Consider the following 20,742-nt stretch of genomic DNA (forward strand, 5'->3'; position numbering starts at 1 on the left):
CTCGGCCTTACGGTTCAGGTAATAATAGGTCCGCGCCAGTAACGCTTTACCCTCGGGGCTGACCACGGTGGCCTCAGACTGCCAAAGCTCCAATTGCCGAGCGGCTTCGGCATACTTCTCCAGGGAAAAATAGAGTTGTGCGACGGTGAAGCGAGTCGCCGTTCGCTGCCGCTCGTCCACCTCTGGCTCAGCAATCAGAGCCAGGTAGCTTTCGATGGCCCGGGGGTAGTCCTCCAGCGAGTAATGGCTGTACCCCAGCAGATTGTAGACCTGGGATTTTTCGTAACTGCTGTTGCAAACCTTGCCGGTTAACCCGCTTAACTCGCCAACCAATGCCCTGAGCCGGGGTGCATCCGGTGAATCAGTCTTCTGAAACACTTTCTGGATTTTTTCCAACTGTACGGCACAGGCCTGGCCCACCGCCTGACGTTGACGGGTTTTTACATTCTCATACTGCCGCGAAGCCGCTTCCTCCTCAGCCGTTACAGGCATCAGCCATAGGGACACCCACGCGACCAGCAGCCATGAACCGAATTTGAGAAATTTAGTGATTTTTCCCGACTCCATGCGCATTACCGGGAAATCCTGAAGGAAAACTTATACAACACACCGGGGACCTCTTCGGCGACGCCATCGATCACACGGGGTTTGTACTTAAGCTTCTGGGCCGCCTTCAGAGCATATTTGCCGAAGTCCTTGTTAGGGGGGTATTCCTCTAGCAGCTTGGCGTTCCGCACACTGCCGGTGGTGGTAATAATCACCTCGACCACGGCATAACCCTCCACCCCCTGACGCAACGCCCGCGGGGGATAATCCGGCTGCGGCACATACACCGGTATGTAATCCGAATCCCGACTGAAAGCACCACCGAGGCCAATATCCAGACCTTTGGCAGAGGGCATGGCCATGCTCACGGAGCTCACCGGGGTATTCGTGCTCAGTTGCATCTCGGGAGGAGGTGGCGGAAGCCGCTCCGGCTCCTCCGGTTTGTCCGGCTTGGTCGTTTTGCGCTGCTCCTCAATGGTGCGCTTCGACTGCCAAATATCGGCTATCTGATGGCCTGATAGTTGGGCGGCCTCGCCGTTGACGGACTGAATCAACCGCTGCATACCCAGGAACAGCGCAAGAGTCACCAGCAATGCCAGCCCTGCAGCCACAAAATACCGTATCAACAGCATGATCTAGCGATCCCCTGTGGAAACAGCCACTGCATCAATGCCGGCCGCTCGGGCCACATCAGACACCTTGCTTAATGTCGCCATTTCCGCCTGCCGGTCTGCCTGAATCACCAGCCCTCCGCGGGGATTATCATTGCGCAGCCTGAGAATATGTAACCGCAGGTTTTCCGGCATCACGCGCTGGCCATCAATCCAGATCTGGTTGTCTGCCGTTACCGCCACAAGTATGGCCGGTTTCTGCTGTTCAGCCGTCACAGCCACCGTTCGCTGGACATCAACACCCGGCTCTCGGATAAAGGTGGCCGTGACAATAAAAAATATCAGCAGAATAAATACCACATCCAGCATCGGTGTCAGATCTATTGTCTGCGGGGTTTCAGGCTGTCGATAGGTGCGGTCACGCATCGTGGCTCATTCCCCTCAGTGATCCATGGTCAGATGGTCTGCCAACATTTGTTGCTCTCGATCAGCCACCCGCCGCAGGTAGGTATTGGCAAAGACGCCGGAAAGTGCTGCCACCATCCCTGCCATGGTGGGAATGGTCGCCCGCGACACACCCGCTGCCATGGAGCGGGCATCACCGCTGCCGCTAAGGGAGAGTACGTCAAACACGCCGATCATCCCGGTGACAGTACCCAGCAGCCCCAATAGAGGTGCAATGGCGATCAGGGCCCTGATCATGGAGAGGTTGCGGTTGATATTCAGCCCAACACTGGAAATAAGTGCCTCGCGGACCTGGTGGGCTCTCACCGAACGACGCTCGGGGCGGCTTTCCCAGCGCGCCAGCACCTCAGCGGCCTCGCGCTTAAGGGTGGAATGAAAGTACCAGAGGCGCTCAAACACCAGCGCCCACATCACCAGCAACAACCCGGCAATGAGCAACAATACAGGGCCGCCCGCATCAATCAGCTTGCCTATGTCCGCCAGAAAAAAGGGCATCAGCGGGCCTCGGACTGCTCCGCCACCAGCCCGGCACTCTGCTCTTCCAGGATGTGCAGAATCCGCTGGGCACGGCTATTCACAAAGGTGTGTAACAAGACCGTAGGTATAGCCACACAAAGCCCTAAAACCGTGGTCACCAGTGCCGACGAGATGCCTCCGGCCATCGTCTTGGGATCACCACTGCCAAACAATGTGATTGCCTGGAAAGTAATAATCATGCCCGTGACAGTCCCTAGCAGACCCAACAGTGGTGCCACCATGGCAATAATCTTTAACCAGTTCAGGCCCACCTCGATGGATGGCCGCTCCTTCAGCACCTGCTCGTGTAATTTAAGCTCCAGGGACTCAGCATCCAATGCAGGATTGTCCAGACCAATTTGCAATACCCGCCCCAAGGGGTTGTCATTGGCGGGCGCATCTTTGGACAGCTGTCGGCTGACCCGGCGTGAGACAGCAGAAAGGATCACGAGCCGCCACAGGGCGAGTATTAACGCCAGCACACCCAATCCCGAGATCAGGTAGCCAATACCACCCCCCTGCCGCCAGCGCTCCAGCCAGCCGGGGCTATTCACCAGCGCCGCCAGCAGTGAACCACCACTGGGACCGGTTGGGTCAATGGCCACCGAGGTAAAACCGCCGCCGCTACTCTGTAGCTCCAACGCCATTTTTTGATAACCACCACCCGGTTGACGGGCCAGCTCAGCAACTGTGCCAGTTTCTGGGCGGTAGGTCAGGTAGGCACCCTCGGACAACAAATTGAAGGCACCAACACGTACGACCTGGCGGGATGACTGCTCACCATCAGCCCCGATAACGGTAGCAGGGAAACTCACTACTTTACCGGCTTCAATCATCTCGCGATTTATTTCATACCAAAGCTGTTCGATTTCGGCGATGGATGGCAAGCGGGTATTGCTGCTCATGCGCTCGATCAAATCATCCAGAAAATCGGTGCGATCTGGGAACTGGGCGCTCACCAAAGAATGGTTAAGTGTGCTGCGGGTATCACCCGCCGCCGCAGTGAGGTGGCCGAACATCTCTTTCAGCGATCCAAGACGTTCCTGGAGCTGCGCTTCCAGCGCCGCAATCTGGCGTTCATTGTCCGCAAACTCCTGTTCCAGCTGCTCTGAACGCTGTTCTTCCGCAAGTTCCGTGGCCTTAGCCTGCTTCAGTAATTTGTCTTTTTCAGCCTTCGCCTGCTGGAATTCTCTGACGCGAGCCGCCTGCTCCCGGGACTCACTAAGCCTCGCTTCTTTGATCCGCAATAACAGTTCATCCAGGGAAGCCGACTGTGCCTGACCAGCCTCCTCGGCAAGGGCCCAGCCCGGCATGGCAAGAATCAACACACCGCAGAGAAACACCGATTTCAGCATCCTCATTGCGCCACCTCCGGTGCCGGAATCGGCAACTGCAGCAAATCCACCGCTGCCTGACGGCGGGCGATACGTATACCCTGGGCAACCGCCTGGCGATAATCACTACCTTCCAGTTGCAGCCAGTTTTTGGCCTGCTTATCCCAAACGGCGGTCACCTGCTGATCCGCTGTCTGGTAAAGGAGGGCGATGCGACCAACACGCAGGATGTTCACCTCCCGTCTCTGCCCGTCAATCTCCAGTGTTTCCGGGTAACTGTCGATGCGGGTGCCGTATTCACTTTCGATTTTGTAAGCCTCCAACACCTGCCTGAATTTCTCGGCACTGCTCAGATCTGCACGGGACTGATTGCTGCGCAGGCGTTCCAGGCGGGCCTGGCGCTCCTCCACCAGAAATGGGATATCCAGTGCGACAAACTGCTCCAATGAAGCGATCATCTTCAGGGTAAGGGGTGCCAACTGGCGCTCCATCTGAGCAGCGCTGTCAATGGATGATGCGAGGTCTGCCAGGGTACTGCGCTGGTCTGCCAGCTGCGCCTCCAACTGGGCGTTGTAAACCTGCAGATTTTCTATCTGTTTGTTGACCTGCTTGAAGGATTGGAACAATTCATCGGCCTGATCTGCCAGAGCATCCACACGTTTCTGTGAAGCCTGGGCCGCACTGGTTTTGTCCTTTTCCGCCTTTAACACGGTGTCAACATCCGCCGCCTGCAGCGACAAAGACGCCATTACCAACAACGGCAGTGCTGGCAGCAGCCGCCACCTGAAACTGGTGTTTCTGGCATCGGTACGCTTTTTATTCATCATTGGAATTCCTGTTACGCCCGCTTCCCGGGGTTACCCAGGCTGTCATTATCGTAGCCACCTACCACAGAGGCAAACGGCCCCTGCATAGCCGGCTTATCTCAGTGCCTACGCTCCAGCACCTGAAAGCAATAGGGTGTGTCACCCTGCTGGGCTGGTTGCTGGCATTCCACTTCCCGCCAGTGGCCTTCTGTGATGTCGGGAAAGAATGCATCTCCTTCCACCTCGGTATCTACCCGGGTGATATAGAGGCGTGATGCTTGTTCGATGGCTGCTCGATAAATTTGTTCCCCGCCTATCACCATGACTTCTCCCGCCTCCCTGGACGGGGGATCATTGCCCGCCAGCACCAGCGCCTCACTGAGAGAATGAGCCACAACCACACCCGGATGCTGCCAGCCCGTATTGCGGGTAATCACGATATTAAGCCGTCCCGGCAGGGGCCGACCTATGGATTCAAAAGTTTTGCGACCCATGACAATGGGCTTGCCCATGGTGACCGATTTGAAATATTTGAGATCTTCCGGTAGATGCCATGGCAAGGCGTTATCACAACCGATCACCCGGTTGCGGTCCATCGCCACGATCAGAGACAGCGTCAATTCGGCCATGGGCTTACACCGCCACCGGAGCTGATATATGGGGATGCGCCAGATAACCCTGCAATTCAAAATCCTCAAACCGAAACGCGAACAAATCGCTTACATCCGGGTTAATCGCCATCGTCGGCAGGGGAAAGGGTTGCCGCCCCAACTGCTCCTCAACCTGCTCAAGGTGATTGGAATACAGGTGCGCATCGCCAAAGGTATGAACAAAATCTCCGGGCTTCAAACCGGTTACCTGCGCCACCATCATGGTAAGCAGTGCGTAGGAGGCGATATTGAATGGCACGCCCAGAAACACATCGGCACTGCGCTGATAGAGCTGACAGGACAAACGGCCTTCAGTGACGTAGAACTGGAACAGGCTATGGCAGGGAGGCAACCCCGACTTGACCATCACCGGGATATCCTTGGGGTTCCAGGCAGAAACCAACAGACGACGTGAGTCCGGGTTTGCCTTGATGTCCTCAACCACCTGCGCCAACTGGTCAACGCCTTCAAAGTTGCGCCACTGGTGTCCGTACACCGGCCCCAGGTCTCCGTAACTGGAGGCAAACTCTTCGTCTTCCTTGATTCGCTCAACAAAAACTTTCATCTGTTCCCGCCACAGCGGGGTATACATCGGGAAGTCGTCCGCCTGACCAGTCTGGTTCAACCAACTTTGAAACGGCCAGTCATTCCAGATATTGACCCCATTTTGCACCAGGTAACGGATGTTGGTATCGCCACGGATAAACCATAAGAGCTCGTGAATAATGGATTTCAGGTGCACCTTCTTGGTGGTCACCAGAGGAAACCCCTCGGCGAGATCAAAACGCATCTGATAGCCAAAAACGCTGCGGGTGCCCGTACCGGTGCGATCTTCCTTGCTCACACCGCAGTCGCGGATATGGCACATCAGATCCAGGTATTGCTTCATGGTCTGTCCTTTAACAAAGTTATACGGCTGTCGATGTGGCTCGCCCACGCCACCACGCCCACAGCATAACGGTGCCCCCCAGCGCGAACATGGGCAGGCAGAGCAACTGCCCCCGGGTCATCCAGTCAAACAGGTCAAAACCGATATGGTTGTCCGGGGAGCGTACAAACTCCACCACAAAACGGAAAACGGCATAAAGACTCACAAACAAGCCTCCCACCATCCCCGCAGAGCGGGGCTTGCGGGAAAACCACATCAGCACCAGAAACAGCACCAAGCCTTCCAGCAGCGCTTCGTACAGCTGGGAGGGATGACGGGGCAGCTGTAACGGGTCGTTGGGAAACACCATACCCAGAAAACTGTCGGTGGGACGCCCCCACAACTCCTGGCCTATGAAATTACCCAGACGGCCCAAGCCCAGTCCGATGGGCACCATGGGGGCCACGAAATCGCCCAGTGCCAGAAAAGACCCCTGAATATGACGTGTGTAGAGCCACAGCGCAATGAGCACACCAATTAAGCCACCGTGGAAAGCCATGCCACCTTCCCACACTCGGAACAACCAGAGTGGATCTGACAGCCATTTTTCCGGATTATAAAAAATGACATAACCGAACCGGCCACCCAGGATCACACCGAAGGCGCAATACACCACTAGGTCTTCTACCTGCTTGCGACGCACCGGAGACCAGGGGCGTTCGCTGCGTTTCAGGGCCAGGCGCCAGGCGGCGAGAAAGCCGATCAGGTACATCAAGCCGTACCAGTGCACCTGAAAAGGGCCAAGGGAAAATGCAACGGGGTCAATGGCGGGGTAAGTCAGCATGAAGGCAATGTACAACAGCTATGTTTGCAGGGATCATAGCTTGTCGACTGGTGAGCTACAATAACGCCATGTGTCTGATCGCCTTTGCCTGGCAAACCCACCCTCGCTACCCACTGATTCTGGTGGCCAATCGCGACGAGTTCTATGAGCGCCCCACTGCAGCAGCACATTTCTGGGAGGACAATCCGGACATTCTTGGTGGTCGAGATCTGCTGGCTGGTGGCACCTGGCTGGGTATTCGCCGGGACGGTCGCTGGAGTGCAGTCACCAACTACCGGGAGTCCCACCCGGAGAATGCACCACGCTCCAGGGGGGCACTGACCACCGGGTGCCTCGAGCATGCTGGCAGTCTGGTTGACTACGGCAACAGGGTACTTGCGGAAAGCAATGATTACAGCCCCTTCAACCTGCTGCTTGGTGATGATCAAAGCCTGTTGTACTGCCCCAACCGCACGGGGAGGCTGCAAACGTTGGAGGCTGGAATTTTCACCCTGTCCAATCATCTTCTGGACACCCCCTGGCCCAAGGCCAACCATGCCAGGGATGCCTTGCAGGTCCTGATCAGAGACCAAAAGCCCGATCCAGGACTGCTGCTGAAAGCGTTACAGAGAGATACGCCGTATGACGATGAATTGTTGCCAGATACCGGTGTGGGCATTGAACTGGAACGCCTACTGTCGCCACCATTCATCCACTCCAAACACTATGGCACACGCAGCACCACTGTTTTCATGAAAGACCGCAACGGCCAGTGTCACGTCCTGGAGCAGAGCTATCAGCAGGGTGGCGCCAAGGGGGAGTTAAAGGAGTTTCACTTCACACAAAAGGATCAGTGAACATTACTACTGCCACGAAACAGTGCTGCCACTTCCGGCTTTTTAAGTGCTTTTTCCATGTGCCGCCACACCAAACCGGCATCGGGCATCAACATCACTTCCTCGAGCAGTTGTTCTGCCTCGGAAAGGCTGACTTGCCGGAGAATGGCTTTCACCTTGAGTAGGTTGGTAGCGCTCATGGACAGCACCCTGAAACCCAGTGCCATCAACAACACGGCACCAATGGGATCGCCTGCCATTTCGCCACACACACTGACCGGGGTATCTTCACCGCGGGCGCCTTCGGCTATCGCCCAGAGGGCACGCAGTACGCTGGGGTGGCAGGCGTGGTAAAGCTCCGCCACGCGAGGGTTGTTGCGATCCACTGCCAGCAAGTATTGTGTCAGGTCATTGGTTCCCACCGAGAGAAAATCTACCCGCCGGGCCAATTCACGAATCTGGTACACCGCCGCGGGCACCTCGATCATGGCGCCGACATTGGGCATTTCAATCTGGTAGCCCTCTTCCTCGGTAAGTTCGTCGTAAACCTGGTAAATGAGCTGCAGGGCACTCTCCAGCTCCGGCACATTGGAAATCATCGGCAGCAGAATACTGAGGTTATTCAGCCCTTCGCTGGCACGCATCATGGCACGCAACTGCACCAGAAAAATTTCCGGGTGGTCGAGACAGATGCGTATACCTCGCCACCCAAGAAACGGGTTGGCCTCTTCGATGGGGAAATAGGGCAAATCCTTGTCGCCACCAATATCCAGGGTGCGCATGGTAACCGTGCGGGGCGCAAACATTTCCAGATGTTCCCGATAGGCTTTGCGCTGCTCTTCCTCGGAAGGGAAGCGATCCAGCATCAGAAACGGGATTTCTGTGCGATAAAGTCCCACACCTTCCGCACCGCGATCCAATGATAGTTGAGAGTCCAACCGCAAGCCGGTATTTACCCACAGGGACAAATGGTGTCCATCGGCGGTAACACAGGGTTCGTCCGTCAGTTTTTCCAGGTCTGCTGCCAGCAACTTCTCTTCATAGATCTGTTGCATGTAGGTTTGGCGCAACTCTTCCCGGGGAGACACGATGACCTGCCCAGTATGGCCATCGACGATCACTTCCTCCCCTTCCAGGCGACCCCAGGGCAGATCCACTGCTCCCATCACGGTGGGGATACCTATGGCTCTGCCCAGAATCGCCATATGGGAGTTGCGCGATCCTTTCACGGAAACAATCGCGGCGACCTTCTCCAGAGGCACATCTGCGAATGAAGCCGCAGACAGCTCTTCACCCATCATGACCATGTGCTCGGGAAACGAAGTGCGCTTGGTTTCACCCTGTTGCAGATTAGCCAATACCCGGCGACCCAGATCCTCGACATCGGAGGCGCGCTCGCGCAGGTAGCTGTCTTTCATACTTTTAAACATGCGCACATGGCCCAACACCACTTGTGCCCAAGCGCTTTGTGCACTCAACCCTTCCTTGATCATGCCGATCACTTCTCCGCCCATTGCGTGATCGTCGAGCATGCGTAAATACACATCGAACAATGCCCGCTCCTCATCACTGAGCTTGCCAACCATACTGGCATCGAGAGCGCGGATATCCCGCTTGGTCTGCTCCATCGCCTGCCGGAATTGGCAGAGTTCCGCTTCGATGTCCACTGCCCGGCGTTCGGGAACAGCATTCAGATCGGCAGAAGGCGCCACCACCACCACCGTGCCAATGGCAACACCGGGGGCGCTCGCCACGCCGGGATAGATACGTTCGTGAATCGCCACCTCGCGAGGATTGAGCAGGCGGTCCAACTCACCGGTGGCATCAGCATGGGCAATGACACCCGCGAGCTGCGCAGAAACTGTTACCAGAAAAGATTCTTCACTTTCATCAAAGCGACGACGGTCCTGCTGCTGGACCACCAGCACGCCGAGTACCTTACGGTGATGAATAATGGGAGCACCCAGAAACGAACGGTAGCGCTGCTCACCGGTTTCCGGGAAAAAAGCAAAATTGGGGTGTGTCTCCGCGTCTTCCAGATTGATGGGCTCAGCTCTGGAGGCGACCAAACCCACTAGGCCCTCACGGGTCGACAAATGCACTTTGCCCACCGAATCGGGGTTGAGACCATCTGTGCCCATCAGCACATAGGTATTCGTCGACGGGCTGTACAGGTATACAGAACACATACCTGTATTCATCACCTGCTTCACGAGGTGAACAATCAGACGGAGGACTTCGCCAAAATCCTTGGCTGCGTTGACCTCCTGAACAATGTTTCTGAGCGATTCGAGCATCTAGTTCCTACGCTCCATCTCACACTGCAAAGGCGCCAGCTCTTTGAGCGCTTTTCTATATACATCTCTTTTGAAGTCAATGACCTGGCCAACTGGATACCAGTAGTTGACCCACTGCCAGTGATCGAACTCCGGCTTAACGTTAAGGTCCAGACGGATACGGGTTTCCTCACCCACCAGCTGCAATAAAAACCATTTTTGTTTTTGGCCGACACACAGAGGTTTACTGTTGCGCCGTTGCATGGCCTTAGGGAGGCGGTAACGCAGCCAGCCCCGGGAACAACCCAGGATTTTTACATCCTCCGGTTCCAGTCCGACCTCTTCAAAAAGCTCACGATAAAGAGCATCTTCAGGTTTTTCCCCACGGTTAATACCACCCTGGGGAAACTGCCAGGCATCCTGGCCAATACGCTTGGCCCAGAGCAATTTGCCTACGCCATCGGAAATCACAATACCTACGTTGGGCCGAAACCCTTCGCGATCTACCACAATTTAAACCCTGGATTTTTTCTTATTTATATTCATGCCAATAGGCAAAGTTACCCTAAATACGCAGTTGAGGACAGTCCCATCTCTCGTTAAGCTATGCCGCCTTTTGCTCCAAATGAGACCACTTAGCCATGTCTATTGCCCTGTTTGACCTCGACAATACCCTTATCGCCGGGGACAGCGACCACGGCTGGGGAGAGTTTCTGGTCTCTCAAAACAGGGTAGACCCGGCCTATTACAGCGAAATGAATGACCGCTTCTACCGGGACTATCAAGCCGGCAATTTGGATATGAACGCCTATCTTGAATTTGCCCTGCAACCTTTGGCAGAGGTGGACAAGGGAGAGCTACTGACTCTTCACAACATGTTCATGCAGGAAGTGATTGCACCCATGTGGCTGCCACGAGCCGAGCAACTGTTACAGCAGCACCGTGACCAAGGCGACCTGATCATCATCATCACCTCCACCAACCGCTTTGTGGTTGAACCCATCAGCAACAAGTTGGGAGCCGATGTGCTGATCGCCACCGAACCGGAGCAACTCAACGGGCACTACACCGGACGGGTCAGCGGCGTTCCGAGCTACAAGGAAGGCAAGGTCGTACGCCTGAATGCCTGGCTCGCGGAAACCGGCAAGAGTCTCGATGGCAGCAGCTTTTACAGTGATTCCATCAATGACCTGCCTTTACTGGAGATTGTCGACCGGCCCGTGGCCGTTGACCCCTGCCCGAAATTACGATCCGTCGCCGAACAGCGGCAGTGGGAAATCATCAGTCTTCGCGACTAATGCCTATGAAGGGCATTGTCCGCATCGATCCCATGGCGCAAACTCGCCCTGACACAAACCCGGAATATTGCCCGTGCGCTTGGACCGCTACATTAGCAACGCCTCAGACTATTCTCGCTCCCAGGTAAAACAACTGGTTCGCCAGGGGCTGGTGGAGCTGAACGGCTTGCCTGCGAGTAACCCGGGAGAAATTGTCAGCGACAACGATCAGGTCTGCGTGGACGGCATTGCCATCCACACCCCAGGACCCCGTTACCTGATGCTGAACAAGCCCGCTGCCGTTGTCTCCGCCAGCAAGGACAGCGATCATCCCACCGCCATCGACTTACTGGACGAGCCTCGTCCGGAGCAACTGCAGATTGCAGGTCGCCTTGACCTCGACACCACCGGCCTGCTTCTGATCACCGACGACGGCCAGTGGAATCACCGCGTCACCTCACCCCGCAGCCATTGCCTCAAAACTTACCGGGTAGCGGTCGATCGACCCCTCGACGAGGCGTTGATTAAAAAGTTTGCCGACGGCCTGTGGCTGGAAGGGGAAAAACGCCGTTGCCTGCCAGCCCAACTCACCATCATGGACACTCATCATGCGCTATTGGTCATCAGCGAGGGCAAATATCATCAGGTCAAACGCATGTTCGCTGCCGTAGGCAACCTGGTGACGGCCCTGCACCGCGAGCAGATGGGCGATATCGTACTGGACCCGGCACTCGCTCCAGGTGAGTACCGGGCTCTGACACAGGAAGAGATCGATAGCGTGGGGGCTCATGAATAATTCAGGTATGGCATTGCTGGCGCAACAGCAGCGGCGTTGCAACGGCCCCCAGTTACTGGTGGCGGATGAAAATCTTGGCTCCGCGCCATTACACCAATTGCAACCTGACAACCTGATGATTGTCACCAACCGCTACAACCTTTATCAGAGCGCACTCAAGGCAGGCTTTAACTGCCAATTTAACGACTTTGATCTCGATGCCCTGGCATCAGGGGAATTTGCGCAAATCCTGTTTCGTGTCGCCAAGGAAAAGGCCCTCACCCACCACATCATTAATCAATCCCGAAGACTGCTAGGTGCCAGTGGCACCCTCGCCCTGATCGGTGAAAAAAGTGATGGCATAAAAACCTATGCGGACAAAGCTGGCCGCTACCTGGGAAACCCCCGCAAACCGGAGAAGCATGGCACCCTGTATCTCGCCACATTGCAAAAGTCAGATGCAGATAACCCACCGCTGGAAGACAACGATTACCGTCAGCTTCGTGCCTGCATCAATACCGACGGGCTAACATTACAGAGCAAACCCGGACAGTTCGGTTGGAACAAGGTGGACCAGGGCAGCGCCCTGCTGGCTTCCCAGCTCAAAACTTTCCTGGCCAGCATTGGCGAGCAGGACACGCTCCTCGACCTGGGTTGCGGATACGGCTTCCTGTCCTGCATGGCCGCGCAATACTGCAGCGCCCGTATCGTTGCCACCGACAACAATGCGGCAGCAATCAAAAGCTGCGAGGCTAACTTTGCAGCCTTGGGCATCAAAGGAGATGTGATTGCTGCTGATTGTGGCAGCAGCATTGCCGAACGCTTTGACGTGGTGCTCTGCAATCCGCCCTTTCACCAGGGTTTTGTCACCGATGGCGATCTGACCAGCCAGTTTGTAGCCAGTTGCCACCAACACCTGAAACACGGCGGAAAGGCCCTGTTCGTGGTGAACCGTTTTGTGCCACTGGAAAACTGTGCTGAAAAGGAAGGATTAACGGTTGAACTGGTGGCAGAAGACCGAAGCTTTAAGGTTCTGGTCCTGACAAGGACGATGCACAAATAGTTTTTCAACCAGCGTCTAGGCCATGCGCTGGTGTTGCTCTTCTTCGGCCGCTTCATGGGCAAATTGCTCAATCATCGCAGCCAATTTTTGCTTTTCATCAGGAGCCAAATCAACAATCTGGCAGCCTGCCCATACACGGTCCTGCTGACCCATAGCCCTTGTCCACAGACAGTCCATCGTCAGGGTAACAGGTTCAAGTGATGGCACAGGTGTAATTGGCCTTAATTCCACGGTATACAGGTGGTCGGGCTTGAGGGTTAATCCTCCCATCATCAGGAAGCCCTCCAGATGCACGTTCACCAGCACACCCAACGTATCACCGCTGGCCTGATCCACCAGCTCGACCTGCAGGTCGAGCTGAAGTCGCGGCAGACGCCGGCGTTCATTGTCAGCCGACATGTTGTGCACCGGAAGCCCTGGCATGGGCGCGGCCATTAAGGTCTGTGAAGATGGATTCCATGGAGCGCTCTACCAGCGGCTTGTCACTGGCACCAATCATGCGCAGGTCGCCATTGCTGATGGCCCGCGCCAGCTCGTTGCCGGTTTTCATCCCGGAACGCTTACCACTTTGATCGACGAACAGGAACTGTAGGCTATTAGGATTAAACCAGGCTACCTTTTCACGACGGCCATTTTTGTACTCAAACCAGGTGCCAAATTCCATCAGGCGCAGCTTTTCAATAATGGTTTTTTCCTGATTGCTCAGGTGCGACATATCGGCACGTTGACCCGCTCTGCGCTCAGACATCTGAACCAGACGCTTGCGAATATCCTCGGTGGCCGCTTCCGGTTTCAGATTGCGTTCACGCAATTGATAAATACGACTAATGGAGCGTTTCAGCTTTAACGCCTTGTCTGTGTCGTAACCGATCACATCAAAACATTTATCAATCAGGGACTCCATCCACAGGTAATTCTGGCGCCAACGCAGCCACTCACCGGCCGAACCACTTAGCTCCAGACCCCAAAGCATATCTTCCACCAGCCCAAGGGCTTGCCGCCACTGTTCAGAGTCATCGCTATAGCGCAACAACAGGTGGGCCATGTAATCAGACCATGGCTGCAGCAGGAACAGCAACATCGCCGAGGGTATCTCCCGGTCGGCAATGCGCTTGTGGATTTCCAGGTTGACTCGCTGCTTCACCTCGATCAGGCGGTCTTCTCCACGGGCGCGCTCCATAGCGCGCTTTTCCAACAGCCGTATGCGCATTTCCACTTTCTGCACATAACCGTTGAAGGCCATCAACAGCGCCGCCAGTTTCCGCGTATCCAACTCTTCACTGCCGAGTATTTCGCGCACTGTCTTCCTTATCTGCTCAAGCATATCGAACTGGCAGGAGCCGTCATTGCTAACCCACTGGGACCCGGCGTCCGCCATGGCATTCAGCAGCAACCGTGCAGGGTGTTCCTGGTGCCGGAAAAAGTCGGATTCGACAAACGCCAACTTGAGAATTGGGGTGTGCAAGTAGCTTAACAGCGCTTTGACGCAATCGGGTATCTGCTCATCGTTGAGGATGTATTCAAACAGCATACCCACCAGCTCAATGGTACGCACGTCCTTGTCACCCAGTGCCGGCGCTTCCTCGGCGTGGGTAATCTGCTGTAATTGGTGTAGCAGGTTGTCTCTGGCACGGACAATATCCAGCGGCTTGATCTGGCTGGCAACGGCCAGAATATCTGCCGCGATCACCTGGTCAAATTGCTGTAATTGAACGGCGGCTTCTACCAGCTGGCGCTCGGTATATTGCACCGGCTGGCCCGGCCTGGCCACCCGGTGCTGGGGGGCTGCGGCCAGCAGTTGCTGCTGCAATTGGGAGATACTGTCGAGAAGCTGACTCTGATATTCCCCGGCTGGCAAATCCTTTGAAGGGGCAGCTACAGGATGTATTCCGGTGGTCACCACATCCTGTAACACGGGAATTCGGGCTTCCGCGGCAGATTGCGTGCGCTTTCTGGGTTCCGCCCCAGTAAACCGGCCCGTGTCTCCCAACTTCGCCTTTTCCACCTCATAATCGAGGTGTGGCAAAACGTCAAGCTCCACCAGTTTGGCATTGGCCTGCTGGTACAGCTCACTGAGCTCCGGTATAAACTGCCGTTCAAACAGCTTGTAGATCACCAGCTTGGCCTGCAACGGAATCATGGCGACGGCCATGGACTGCTTGATCGCCTGGCAAAAGCTGCCTGGCGCCAAAGGCAACTGCAATTCTTCGTCAATCTGCCGTGAAGACAGCATACTCATACGCCGACCCAACGCCCAAAGCCATTCCGTATTATCCACTTCAGCACGCTTGCGAATGGAGGAAAGAGCCAGGTCTTCCTCAACATCTGCGTCCTCCATCAGAGAGATGTTTGCGGCATTTTTACCAGCGGGCGACCCGGCATCGACAGCACCTATGCCACCCTTCTGCTCCTGCTCGGCAAAGCGATCAAAAGCTTCATCCAAAGAGCGCAGAAAAATGCGTAAAATTTCATTGTGGCGGGCACTGATCTGCGAACGAGCATGAAGAAACTCAAAACCCTGATCACCCTCAGTGGGTTTTTGAGCGTAGTCAATCAGGCGGTCGTGAACGGTGTGCAAGAAGGTCTTGAAAGCTGTCCGCGACGTTTCAAGAACCAGTTCGCGGATCATGGCTACTCCCCGGTCGGAAAGTCCATGCCAATTGCTCATTTACCCGTCGCACCCCCAGCCTTGAAAATAAGACTGCATTTGAAGAAATAAAAATGCATAGTGTGACGAATTCCACAGAATTACAAGTGCTATGACAAGCCATCCGACAACCAGCCACTCACTTGCTAATAGCCACTCCTGATCCGCGTCAGCAAGGACTGCAACTCGGCCTTTACACCCGGCTTCTGACCTGCCAACGGCAGCCCCTGGCGTACCAACTGCTCAGCCAGTTGCAGCTGTGTCATGGCAACATAGTTAGTGGCCATCACCAAGTAAACTTCCGGCTCGGCATGGTCGATACGCATGGCTCGCTCTGCCACCGCATTGGAGCGATCATATTCACGGGCCCGACTGAGGCGCCAGGCCTCATCCAGCAATGAGGCCACTGCACTGTTGCCCTTGACCGGAGTATTGGAGGTTGTTGGCTCAATGCGCTTCGCGGACTCTGACTCTGTCGCCACAGGGGGTGAGGCCGGAGGCGCCTGGGTTTCCGGTGGCGGAAAAGTGCTGGGCAAGTTACTGGGCGGCGACTTGGATTCACTGACCGGCACATATACCTGCGCACAACCTGCCAGCAAACTACACAGCAGAATGGCTAGAAAAAGCCGTCCGTTAATCACCATCCGAATTTACCCTTGAACCAATCTATAACTCCCTCAAGCGTGTCCGGGCGACAGCCACTCTGCTGACGCGGCTCACTGCCATCTATAAAGGGAAGATATCGGGCACCCGCGCAACCTTCGCGACTCAACAAACCATTTGCGGGTTCGACCCAATAGTAACTGACACCATCCGGCTGGTTAAACACCATAGAGCGGTTATCCAGGCTGGCCATGATATCCGTCCACAACTGCAGGGCACCAGTACCACCGGTGAGGGGTGTTTTTCCATTGTCATCACGACCGAGCCACACCACACTCAAATAATTGCCGCTGAAACCGGCAAACCAGCTGTCCCGCTGATCGTTGGTGGTGCCGGTTTTGCCCGCCAACACCAACGACTCGGGTAGTCGCCGGTAGGCACTTTTCCCGGTTCCCTCCCGCAATACGACCTGCATGGCATAGTGCAGCAGGTGCATTGCACGGGGGTCAAAACGCTGCTCACTCTCAAAGGGATAACGCTGTAGAGGCGTATTGGTAGAAGTAAACACCGAGTCAATGGCACGCAAGGGAGTATAAAAGCCATTGGCGGCGATGGTGTGATAAAGCTGTGCCACTTCAACCGGAGACATGGATACCGCACCCAGCATCAACGATGGCAAGGGTGGAAGATGCCCTTCGTAACCCAACCGCTGCAGCGCATCCACGACTTTGTCGACACCCAGCTCCAGCCCCAGGCGCGCTGCCGCCTGGTTATAGGACTGCCCCAGTGCTTCATAGAGGGGTACCGGACCATGACTTTCGCGACCAAAATTGCGGGGCTCCCAGACATCACCATCCTTCGCCTTTACGGAAAGGGGAGAGTCATCGATCAGGGAGGCCAGCGTATATTGTGACGGCCTTTCCAGAGCCGCCAAATACACGGCAGGCTTCACCGTTGAACCAATCTGACGCCGGGCATCCAGGGCCCGATTAAAACCTGCATACCCCGCCTGGCGATCTCCGGCCATGGCCACCACCTCTCCGGAGCCAACCCGGACAACGACGGCAGCACCCTGTAGTTTTCCGGTTTCAATCCGATACCCCTGCTCCAGATTATCAATCCGGCTGGCCACTCGGGCCTCAAGCTTGCGCTGCACTTGCGGATCGAAACGGGTGAAGATCCGCAACCCCTCTGTCTGAAGGTCTTCTTCGTCGTACTGCTCACGCAGCCGCCTTTTCACCAGATCCAAAAACGCCGGATACTGCCAGCGGCCTCCACGCCCCTGCTGCTGGGGTAACACCCCCAGTGGTTTCTGCTGAGCCCGACGCGCCGCATCCGGTGTAATCACACCCTGCTCCGCCATCAGTGTCAGCACCAGGTTGCGGCGCTGCAAAGCCCGCTCCGGCTGGCGCCACGGGTTGTAATAGGAAGCCCCTTTAACCATCCCAACCAGCAGCGCCACCTGCTGCAGCTCGAGCTCTTCAACGGATCGCTGGAAGTAATGCCGACTGGCGAGACCAAAACCGTGCACCGCCCGGTCACCTGCCTGACCCAGGTAAACTTCATTAATGTAGGTTTCAAGAATTTCCTGCTTACTGAAATGTATTTCCAGCATCACCGCCATCAGGGCTTCCAGCAATTTGCGCGATAGGGTCCGCTGCTGGTTGAGATAAAAGTTTTTCACTAGCTGCTGGGTAAGCGTGCTGCCCCCCTGGGCAAGGCGCCCTTCTTTGAGATTTGCCACCATGGCACGGGCCACCCCCCGAAAAGACAAGCCGTGGTGCTGGTAAAAACGCTGGTCTTCAACAGCGATAAGCCCATCCGCCAGCGAGGGGGGAAGCTGCTCCAGTTTGACCAGCTCACGATCTTCCTTGTGCGCGGGGTAAATACCGCCGATGACCATCGGCTCCAGCCGAGCCAAAGGCAGCGGTGCTCCCCGACTGTCCGTCAAGCCGAGCACACTGTCGCCCTGGAAAGCAACCCGCATCAGGCGAGCAGGCTCTGAGCCATCCCAGAACTCGAATCCCCGGGAATAAAGCTCCACACGATTGCTGGAGACACTGTATTCCCCCGGGTTTTTTGCAGCTGAAACCCGGTGGTACCCCAGGTTGCCCAACTCCCACTGCAATTGTTCCCGCCCCAGAGACTGCCCCTGATATAGCTCCAGAGCACGACTGCAAACATGGGAAGGCAGCGACCATTTCTTGCCGGAAAACTTCTGGTACACCACCGCATCGAGCACCAGCAGCGCCAGCAACGAAACCACCAGGCCAAGCAGCAGTAACCGCCAAAACCAACGACGACCCTGGGAGGATCTACGCCGGGTGCGCGGCTTCTTTTTTCTCGTCTTTCTCGCCAAAAAACTCTCCTTGGAGGTTCAGCAATACTATAAGCCCGAACCCCTTCTTTACTCTGACAGGGCGCCGGGCATAATAGCCCCCTCATTCCTTTTCATAAACGCCTTTTCCAATGACCAAATACCATGTTTATGGCCTGGGCGCCGCCCTGGTTGATACCGAAATTGAAGTCACAGACCAGGATTTGCAACAGCTACAGGTCGACAAGGGATTGATGACACTGGTGGACGAACAGCGTCATCATGAACTGCTTGAACACCTCTCGGATCACCTCACCGCCTCCAAAAGGGCCAGCGGTGGCTCTGCTGCCAACACCATCATTGCGGTCAGCAGCTTTGGAGGCAAAGCCTTCTATTCCTGCAAGGTGGCCGATGATGAACATGGACGCTTCTACCTCGATGACCTGGCGGATGCGGGGGTAGACTACCACCATAACGGTAAACTCACCGACGGTATTACCGGCAAGTGCCTGGTATTGATCACACCGGATGCGGAACGTTCCATGAACACCTACCTCGGTGTCAGCGAAACCGTATCTGAACAGGAGTTACACCCGGAGGCCATTGCCAATTCTGAATACCTCTACCTGGAAGGGTACCTGGTTACCTCGGACAGTGGGCGTCAGGCCGCTATACGCGCCAGAGAGATTGCTGAACAACATGGCGTGAAAACCGCTCTGAGCCTTTCCGACCCGGGCATGGTGACCTATTTCAAGGACGGCTTGCAGCAGATGATCGGACGGCGTGTCGACCTGCTGTTCTGCAATCAGGCAGAAGCGCTGGGCTGGACCGGTTGTGATGATATAGACAGTGCCGCCAGGCAATTACTTGAGATCAGCAACAGTTTCGCCGTAACGCTAGGTGCCGAAGGCGCTCTGGTTTGTGATGGCAATGAGTTCTACCGCATCCAGCCCCATGCCGTTACCGCTGTTGACACCAACGGTGCCGGCGACATGTTTGCGGGTGCCTTTCTTTATGGCATCACCCACGGCCTGGATTACCCCATGGCGGGACAACTAGCCAGCCTCGCTTCGGCCAGCATTGTCAGCCAGTTTGGGCCAAGATTGGATCTGAATGCTTACCCGGAAATACTGGGCGCCTTCGAGAGCACGCTGCCTTCCAGCCTTTAACGCAGATTATCGAGTGGCATGGGGCGGGCAATCAGGAAGCCCTGCGCATAATCGACGCCGATCTCCTGAAGCATGGAGAGCTGGCTGCTGTTCTCGACACATTCGGCAATGGTGGAAATGCCCATGATATGTCCGAGGTGATTAATGGTGCTAACCATGGAGTAATCAACTTCATTCAACTCCATATTGCGGATAAAGCTGCCATCAATTTTCAGGTAATCGACGGGCAACTCCTTGAGGTAGCCGAGGGATGACAGGCCGCTGCCAAAGTCGTCCAGGGAAAAATAACAGCCGAGATCTTTGAGCGCGTTAATGAAGTCCATAGCGCGATCAAAATGGCGTATGGCCGCAGTTTCCGTCACCTCAAACTGCAGTCGTTGGGGACTGACCCCCGTGGACTTAAACTTGTTGATGATAAAGTCCTTCAACCCTTCGTCACTGATAGTGTTACCCGAGAGGTTGACGGCAAACCGCTGTTCTTTGTTCGGATGATACTGCAGGTGGTCAAAGATACGGTTCAGGACCCAGCGGTCAATATCCTCGATCAATCCGTAGTGCTCCGCCACTGGAATAAATTTACCGGGCGGGACAATCTCGCCCTGGCGATCCACCATTCTCACCAACACTTCATAATGCCGCACCTTGCTGGCCCGGCTTTCGGTCACAGGCACAATGGGCTGGCAATAGAGAACAAAGCGGTCCTCCTCCAGCGCATCGGTAATAATTGGAATCCACTCCGCAACACTTTGGCGCTGGGCCACCTCAACACTGCGGTAATTGAAGTGAATGCGGTTGCGCCCCGATTCCTTGGCCGTGGCGCAGGAGGTCCCAGCCGCCACCAGCACATCAATTTCAGAAGTGGTACTGCGGTCAATCACCTTAGCGCCAATACTGGCGCCGACCTTCAGGCGCCGCTCTCCCCAAGGAAAACTGAATTCCTTGATCTGCCACAGTAACTGCTCTGCCACCTCACGGCTTTCCTCCACCGTGCGCTGATTGAGCAGCAAGGCAAACTCGTCATTGCCAATGCGGGCAACCACATCCCTTGGCTCCGCCTGCTTCTCAAGCATGCGTGCAAACTGGCAGAGCAACTCGTCACCGGCATTGTGACCACAGGTATCATTGATGACCGAGAAGTTATACAAGTCGATGTATAGCAG

Annotated in this window: 21 protein-coding genes; 5 read left to right on the plus strand and 16 right to left on the minus strand. The window is 55.6% G+C overall.

Going from position 1 to position 20,742, the window contains the following annotated elements:
• The 9 genes from ACYZYZ_RS07805 to lgt form a co-directional block, all read right to left on the minus strand.
• The coding region (locus tag ACYZYZ_RS07805; RefSeq protein WP_461483853.1) for a tetratricopeptide repeat protein at positions 1–567 on the minus strand (567 nt) is incomplete at its 3' end.
• 5 nt (positions 568–572) lie between these two features.
• Positions 573–1,178, minus strand: a complete 606-nt coding sequence (locus tag ACYZYZ_RS07810; protein ID WP_461483854.1) for an energy transducer TonB — start codon at positions 1,176–1,178, stop codon at positions 573–575.
• A gap of 3 nt (positions 1,179–1,181) precedes the next feature.
• Positions 1,182–1,583 carry an ExbD/TolR family protein gene (locus tag ACYZYZ_RS07815; RefSeq protein ID WP_461483855.1) on the minus strand — a complete coding sequence of 134 codons (402 nt, stop codon included), beginning with the start codon at positions 1,581–1,583 and terminating at the stop codon, positions 1,182–1,184.
• 15 nt (positions 1,584–1,598) lie between these two features.
• Entirely contained in the window at positions 1,599–2,117 is a 519-nt protein-coding gene (locus ACYZYZ_RS07820; RefSeq protein WP_461483856.1) for a MotA/TolQ/ExbB proton channel family protein, read from the minus strand.
• Complete coding sequence (locus tag ACYZYZ_RS07825) at positions 2,117–3,499, minus strand: MotA/TolQ/ExbB proton channel family protein (protein ID WP_461483857.1); 1,383 nt, start codon at positions 3,497–3,499, stop codon at positions 2,117–2,119. The genes ACYZYZ_RS07820 and ACYZYZ_RS07825 overlap by 1 nt, the downstream gene beginning before the upstream one ends.
• Positions 3,496–4,299, minus strand: a complete 804-nt coding sequence (locus tag ACYZYZ_RS07830; RefSeq protein ID WP_461483858.1) for a DUF3450 domain-containing protein — start codon at positions 4,297–4,299, stop codon at positions 3,496–3,498. Before ACYZYZ_RS07830 ends, ACYZYZ_RS07825 begins: the two co-directional genes overlap by 4 nt.
• 98 nt (positions 4,300–4,397) lie before the next feature.
• Positions 4,398–4,907 carry a dihydrofolate reductase gene (locus tag ACYZYZ_RS07835; protein ID WP_461483859.1) on the minus strand — a complete coding sequence of 170 codons (510 nt, stop codon included), beginning with the start codon at positions 4,905–4,907 and terminating at the stop codon, positions 4,398–4,400.
• A gap of 4 nt (positions 4,908–4,911) precedes the next feature.
• Complete coding sequence (thyA, locus tag ACYZYZ_RS07840; protein WP_461483860.1) at positions 4,912–5,817, minus strand: thymidylate synthase; 906 nt, start codon at positions 5,815–5,817, stop codon at positions 4,912–4,914.
• Positions 5,818–5,836: 19 nt separating this feature from the next.
• Entirely contained in the window at positions 5,837–6,640 is an 804-nt protein-coding gene (gene lgt / locus ACYZYZ_RS07845; RefSeq protein ID WP_461483861.1) for a prolipoprotein diacylglyceryl transferase, read from the minus strand.
• 50 nt (positions 6,641–6,690) lie between these two features.
• Between lgt and ACYZYZ_RS07850 the strand changes: the two genes are divergently transcribed.
• A complete protein-coding gene (locus ACYZYZ_RS07850; protein ID WP_461483862.1) occupies positions 6,691–7,476 on the plus strand; it encodes an NRDE family protein in 786 nt (261 codons plus the stop codon).
• Here ACYZYZ_RS07850 and ptsP read toward each other — a convergent pair.
• Together ptsP and ACYZYZ_RS07860 are read right to left on the minus strand one after the other, a co-directional pair.
• Positions 7,470–9,752, minus strand: coding sequence for a phosphoenolpyruvate--protein phosphotransferase (gene ptsP, locus ACYZYZ_RS07855; protein ID WP_461483863.1), 2,283 nt, complete (start codon positions 9,750–9,752; stop codon positions 7,470–7,472). The two genes, ACYZYZ_RS07850 and ptsP, sit on opposite strands and share 7 nt — an antisense overlap.
• Positions 9,753–10,241 carry an RNA pyrophosphohydrolase gene (locus tag ACYZYZ_RS07860; RefSeq protein WP_461483864.1) on the minus strand — a complete coding sequence of 163 codons (489 nt, stop codon included), beginning with the start codon at positions 10,239–10,241 and terminating at the stop codon, positions 9,753–9,755.
• Positions 10,242–10,372: 131 nt separating this feature from the next.
• Between ACYZYZ_RS07860 and ACYZYZ_RS07865 the strand changes: the two genes are divergently transcribed.
• From ACYZYZ_RS07865 to ACYZYZ_RS07875, 3 genes are all read left to right on the plus strand, one after another.
• Entirely contained in the window at positions 10,373–11,029 is a 657-nt protein-coding gene (locus ACYZYZ_RS07865; RefSeq protein ID WP_461483865.1) for a histidinol-phosphatase, read from the plus strand.
• 73 nt (positions 11,030–11,102) lie between these two features.
• Positions 11,103–11,804: a pseudouridine synthase gene (locus tag ACYZYZ_RS07870; RefSeq protein WP_461483866.1), complete on the plus strand. Its 702-nt coding sequence runs from the start codon at positions 11,103–11,105 to the stop codon at positions 11,802–11,804.
• A complete protein-coding gene (locus tag ACYZYZ_RS07875; RefSeq protein WP_461483867.1) occupies positions 11,797–12,846 on the plus strand; it encodes a methyltransferase in 1,050 nt (349 codons plus the stop codon). Before ACYZYZ_RS07870 ends, ACYZYZ_RS07875 begins: the two co-directional genes overlap by 8 nt.
• A 15-nt stretch (positions 12,847–12,861) precedes the next feature.
• On the opposite strand, the gene ACYZYZ_RS07880 is transcribed toward ACYZYZ_RS07875, so the two are convergent.
• The 4 genes from ACYZYZ_RS07880 to mrcB all read right to left on the minus strand — a co-directional run bounded on the left by ACYZYZ_RS07880 (position 12,862) and on the right by mrcB (position 18,455).
• Positions 12,862–13,245 (minus strand): PilZ domain-containing protein, encoded by a 384-nt coding sequence (locus ACYZYZ_RS07880; protein ID WP_461483868.1) that lies wholly within the window; start codon positions 13,243–13,245, stop codon positions 12,862–12,864.
• Positions 13,235–15,514 (minus strand): DUF1631 family protein, encoded by a 2,280-nt coding sequence (locus ACYZYZ_RS07885; RefSeq protein WP_461483869.1) that lies wholly within the window; start codon positions 15,512–15,514, stop codon positions 13,235–13,237. Before ACYZYZ_RS07885 ends, ACYZYZ_RS07880 begins: the two co-directional genes overlap by 11 nt.
• 125 nt (positions 15,515–15,639) lie before the next feature.
• The gene (locus tag ACYZYZ_RS07890) at positions 15,640–16,137 is read right to left on the minus strand and encodes a hypothetical protein (RefSeq protein WP_461483870.1); all 498 of its coding nucleotides are present in this window, start codon (positions 16,135–16,137) and stop codon (positions 15,640–15,642) included.
• Entirely contained in the window at positions 16,131–18,455 is a 2,325-nt protein-coding gene (gene mrcB, locus ACYZYZ_RS07895) for a penicillin-binding protein 1B (protein WP_461483871.1), read from the minus strand. Before mrcB ends, ACYZYZ_RS07890 begins: the two co-directional genes overlap by 7 nt.
• 110 nt (positions 18,456–18,565) lie before the next feature.
• Here mrcB and ACYZYZ_RS07900 point away from each other — a divergent pair, with 110 nt between their 5' ends.
• Entirely contained in the window at positions 18,566–19,582 is a 1,017-nt protein-coding gene (locus ACYZYZ_RS07900) for an adenosine kinase (protein WP_461483872.1), read from the plus strand.
• Here ACYZYZ_RS07900 and ACYZYZ_RS07905 read toward each other — a convergent pair.
• Positions 19,579–20,742: putative bifunctional diguanylate cyclase/phosphodiesterase (locus ACYZYZ_RS07905; RefSeq protein ID WP_461483873.1), on the minus strand; the 1,164-nt coding region annotated here is incomplete at its 5' end. The two genes, ACYZYZ_RS07900 and ACYZYZ_RS07905, sit on opposite strands and share 4 nt — an antisense overlap.

The organism is Porticoccus sp. (assembly GCA_023261185.1).
GTDB lineage: Bacteria > Pseudomonadota > Gammaproteobacteria > Pseudomonadales > Porticoccaceae > Porticoccus > Porticoccus litoralis.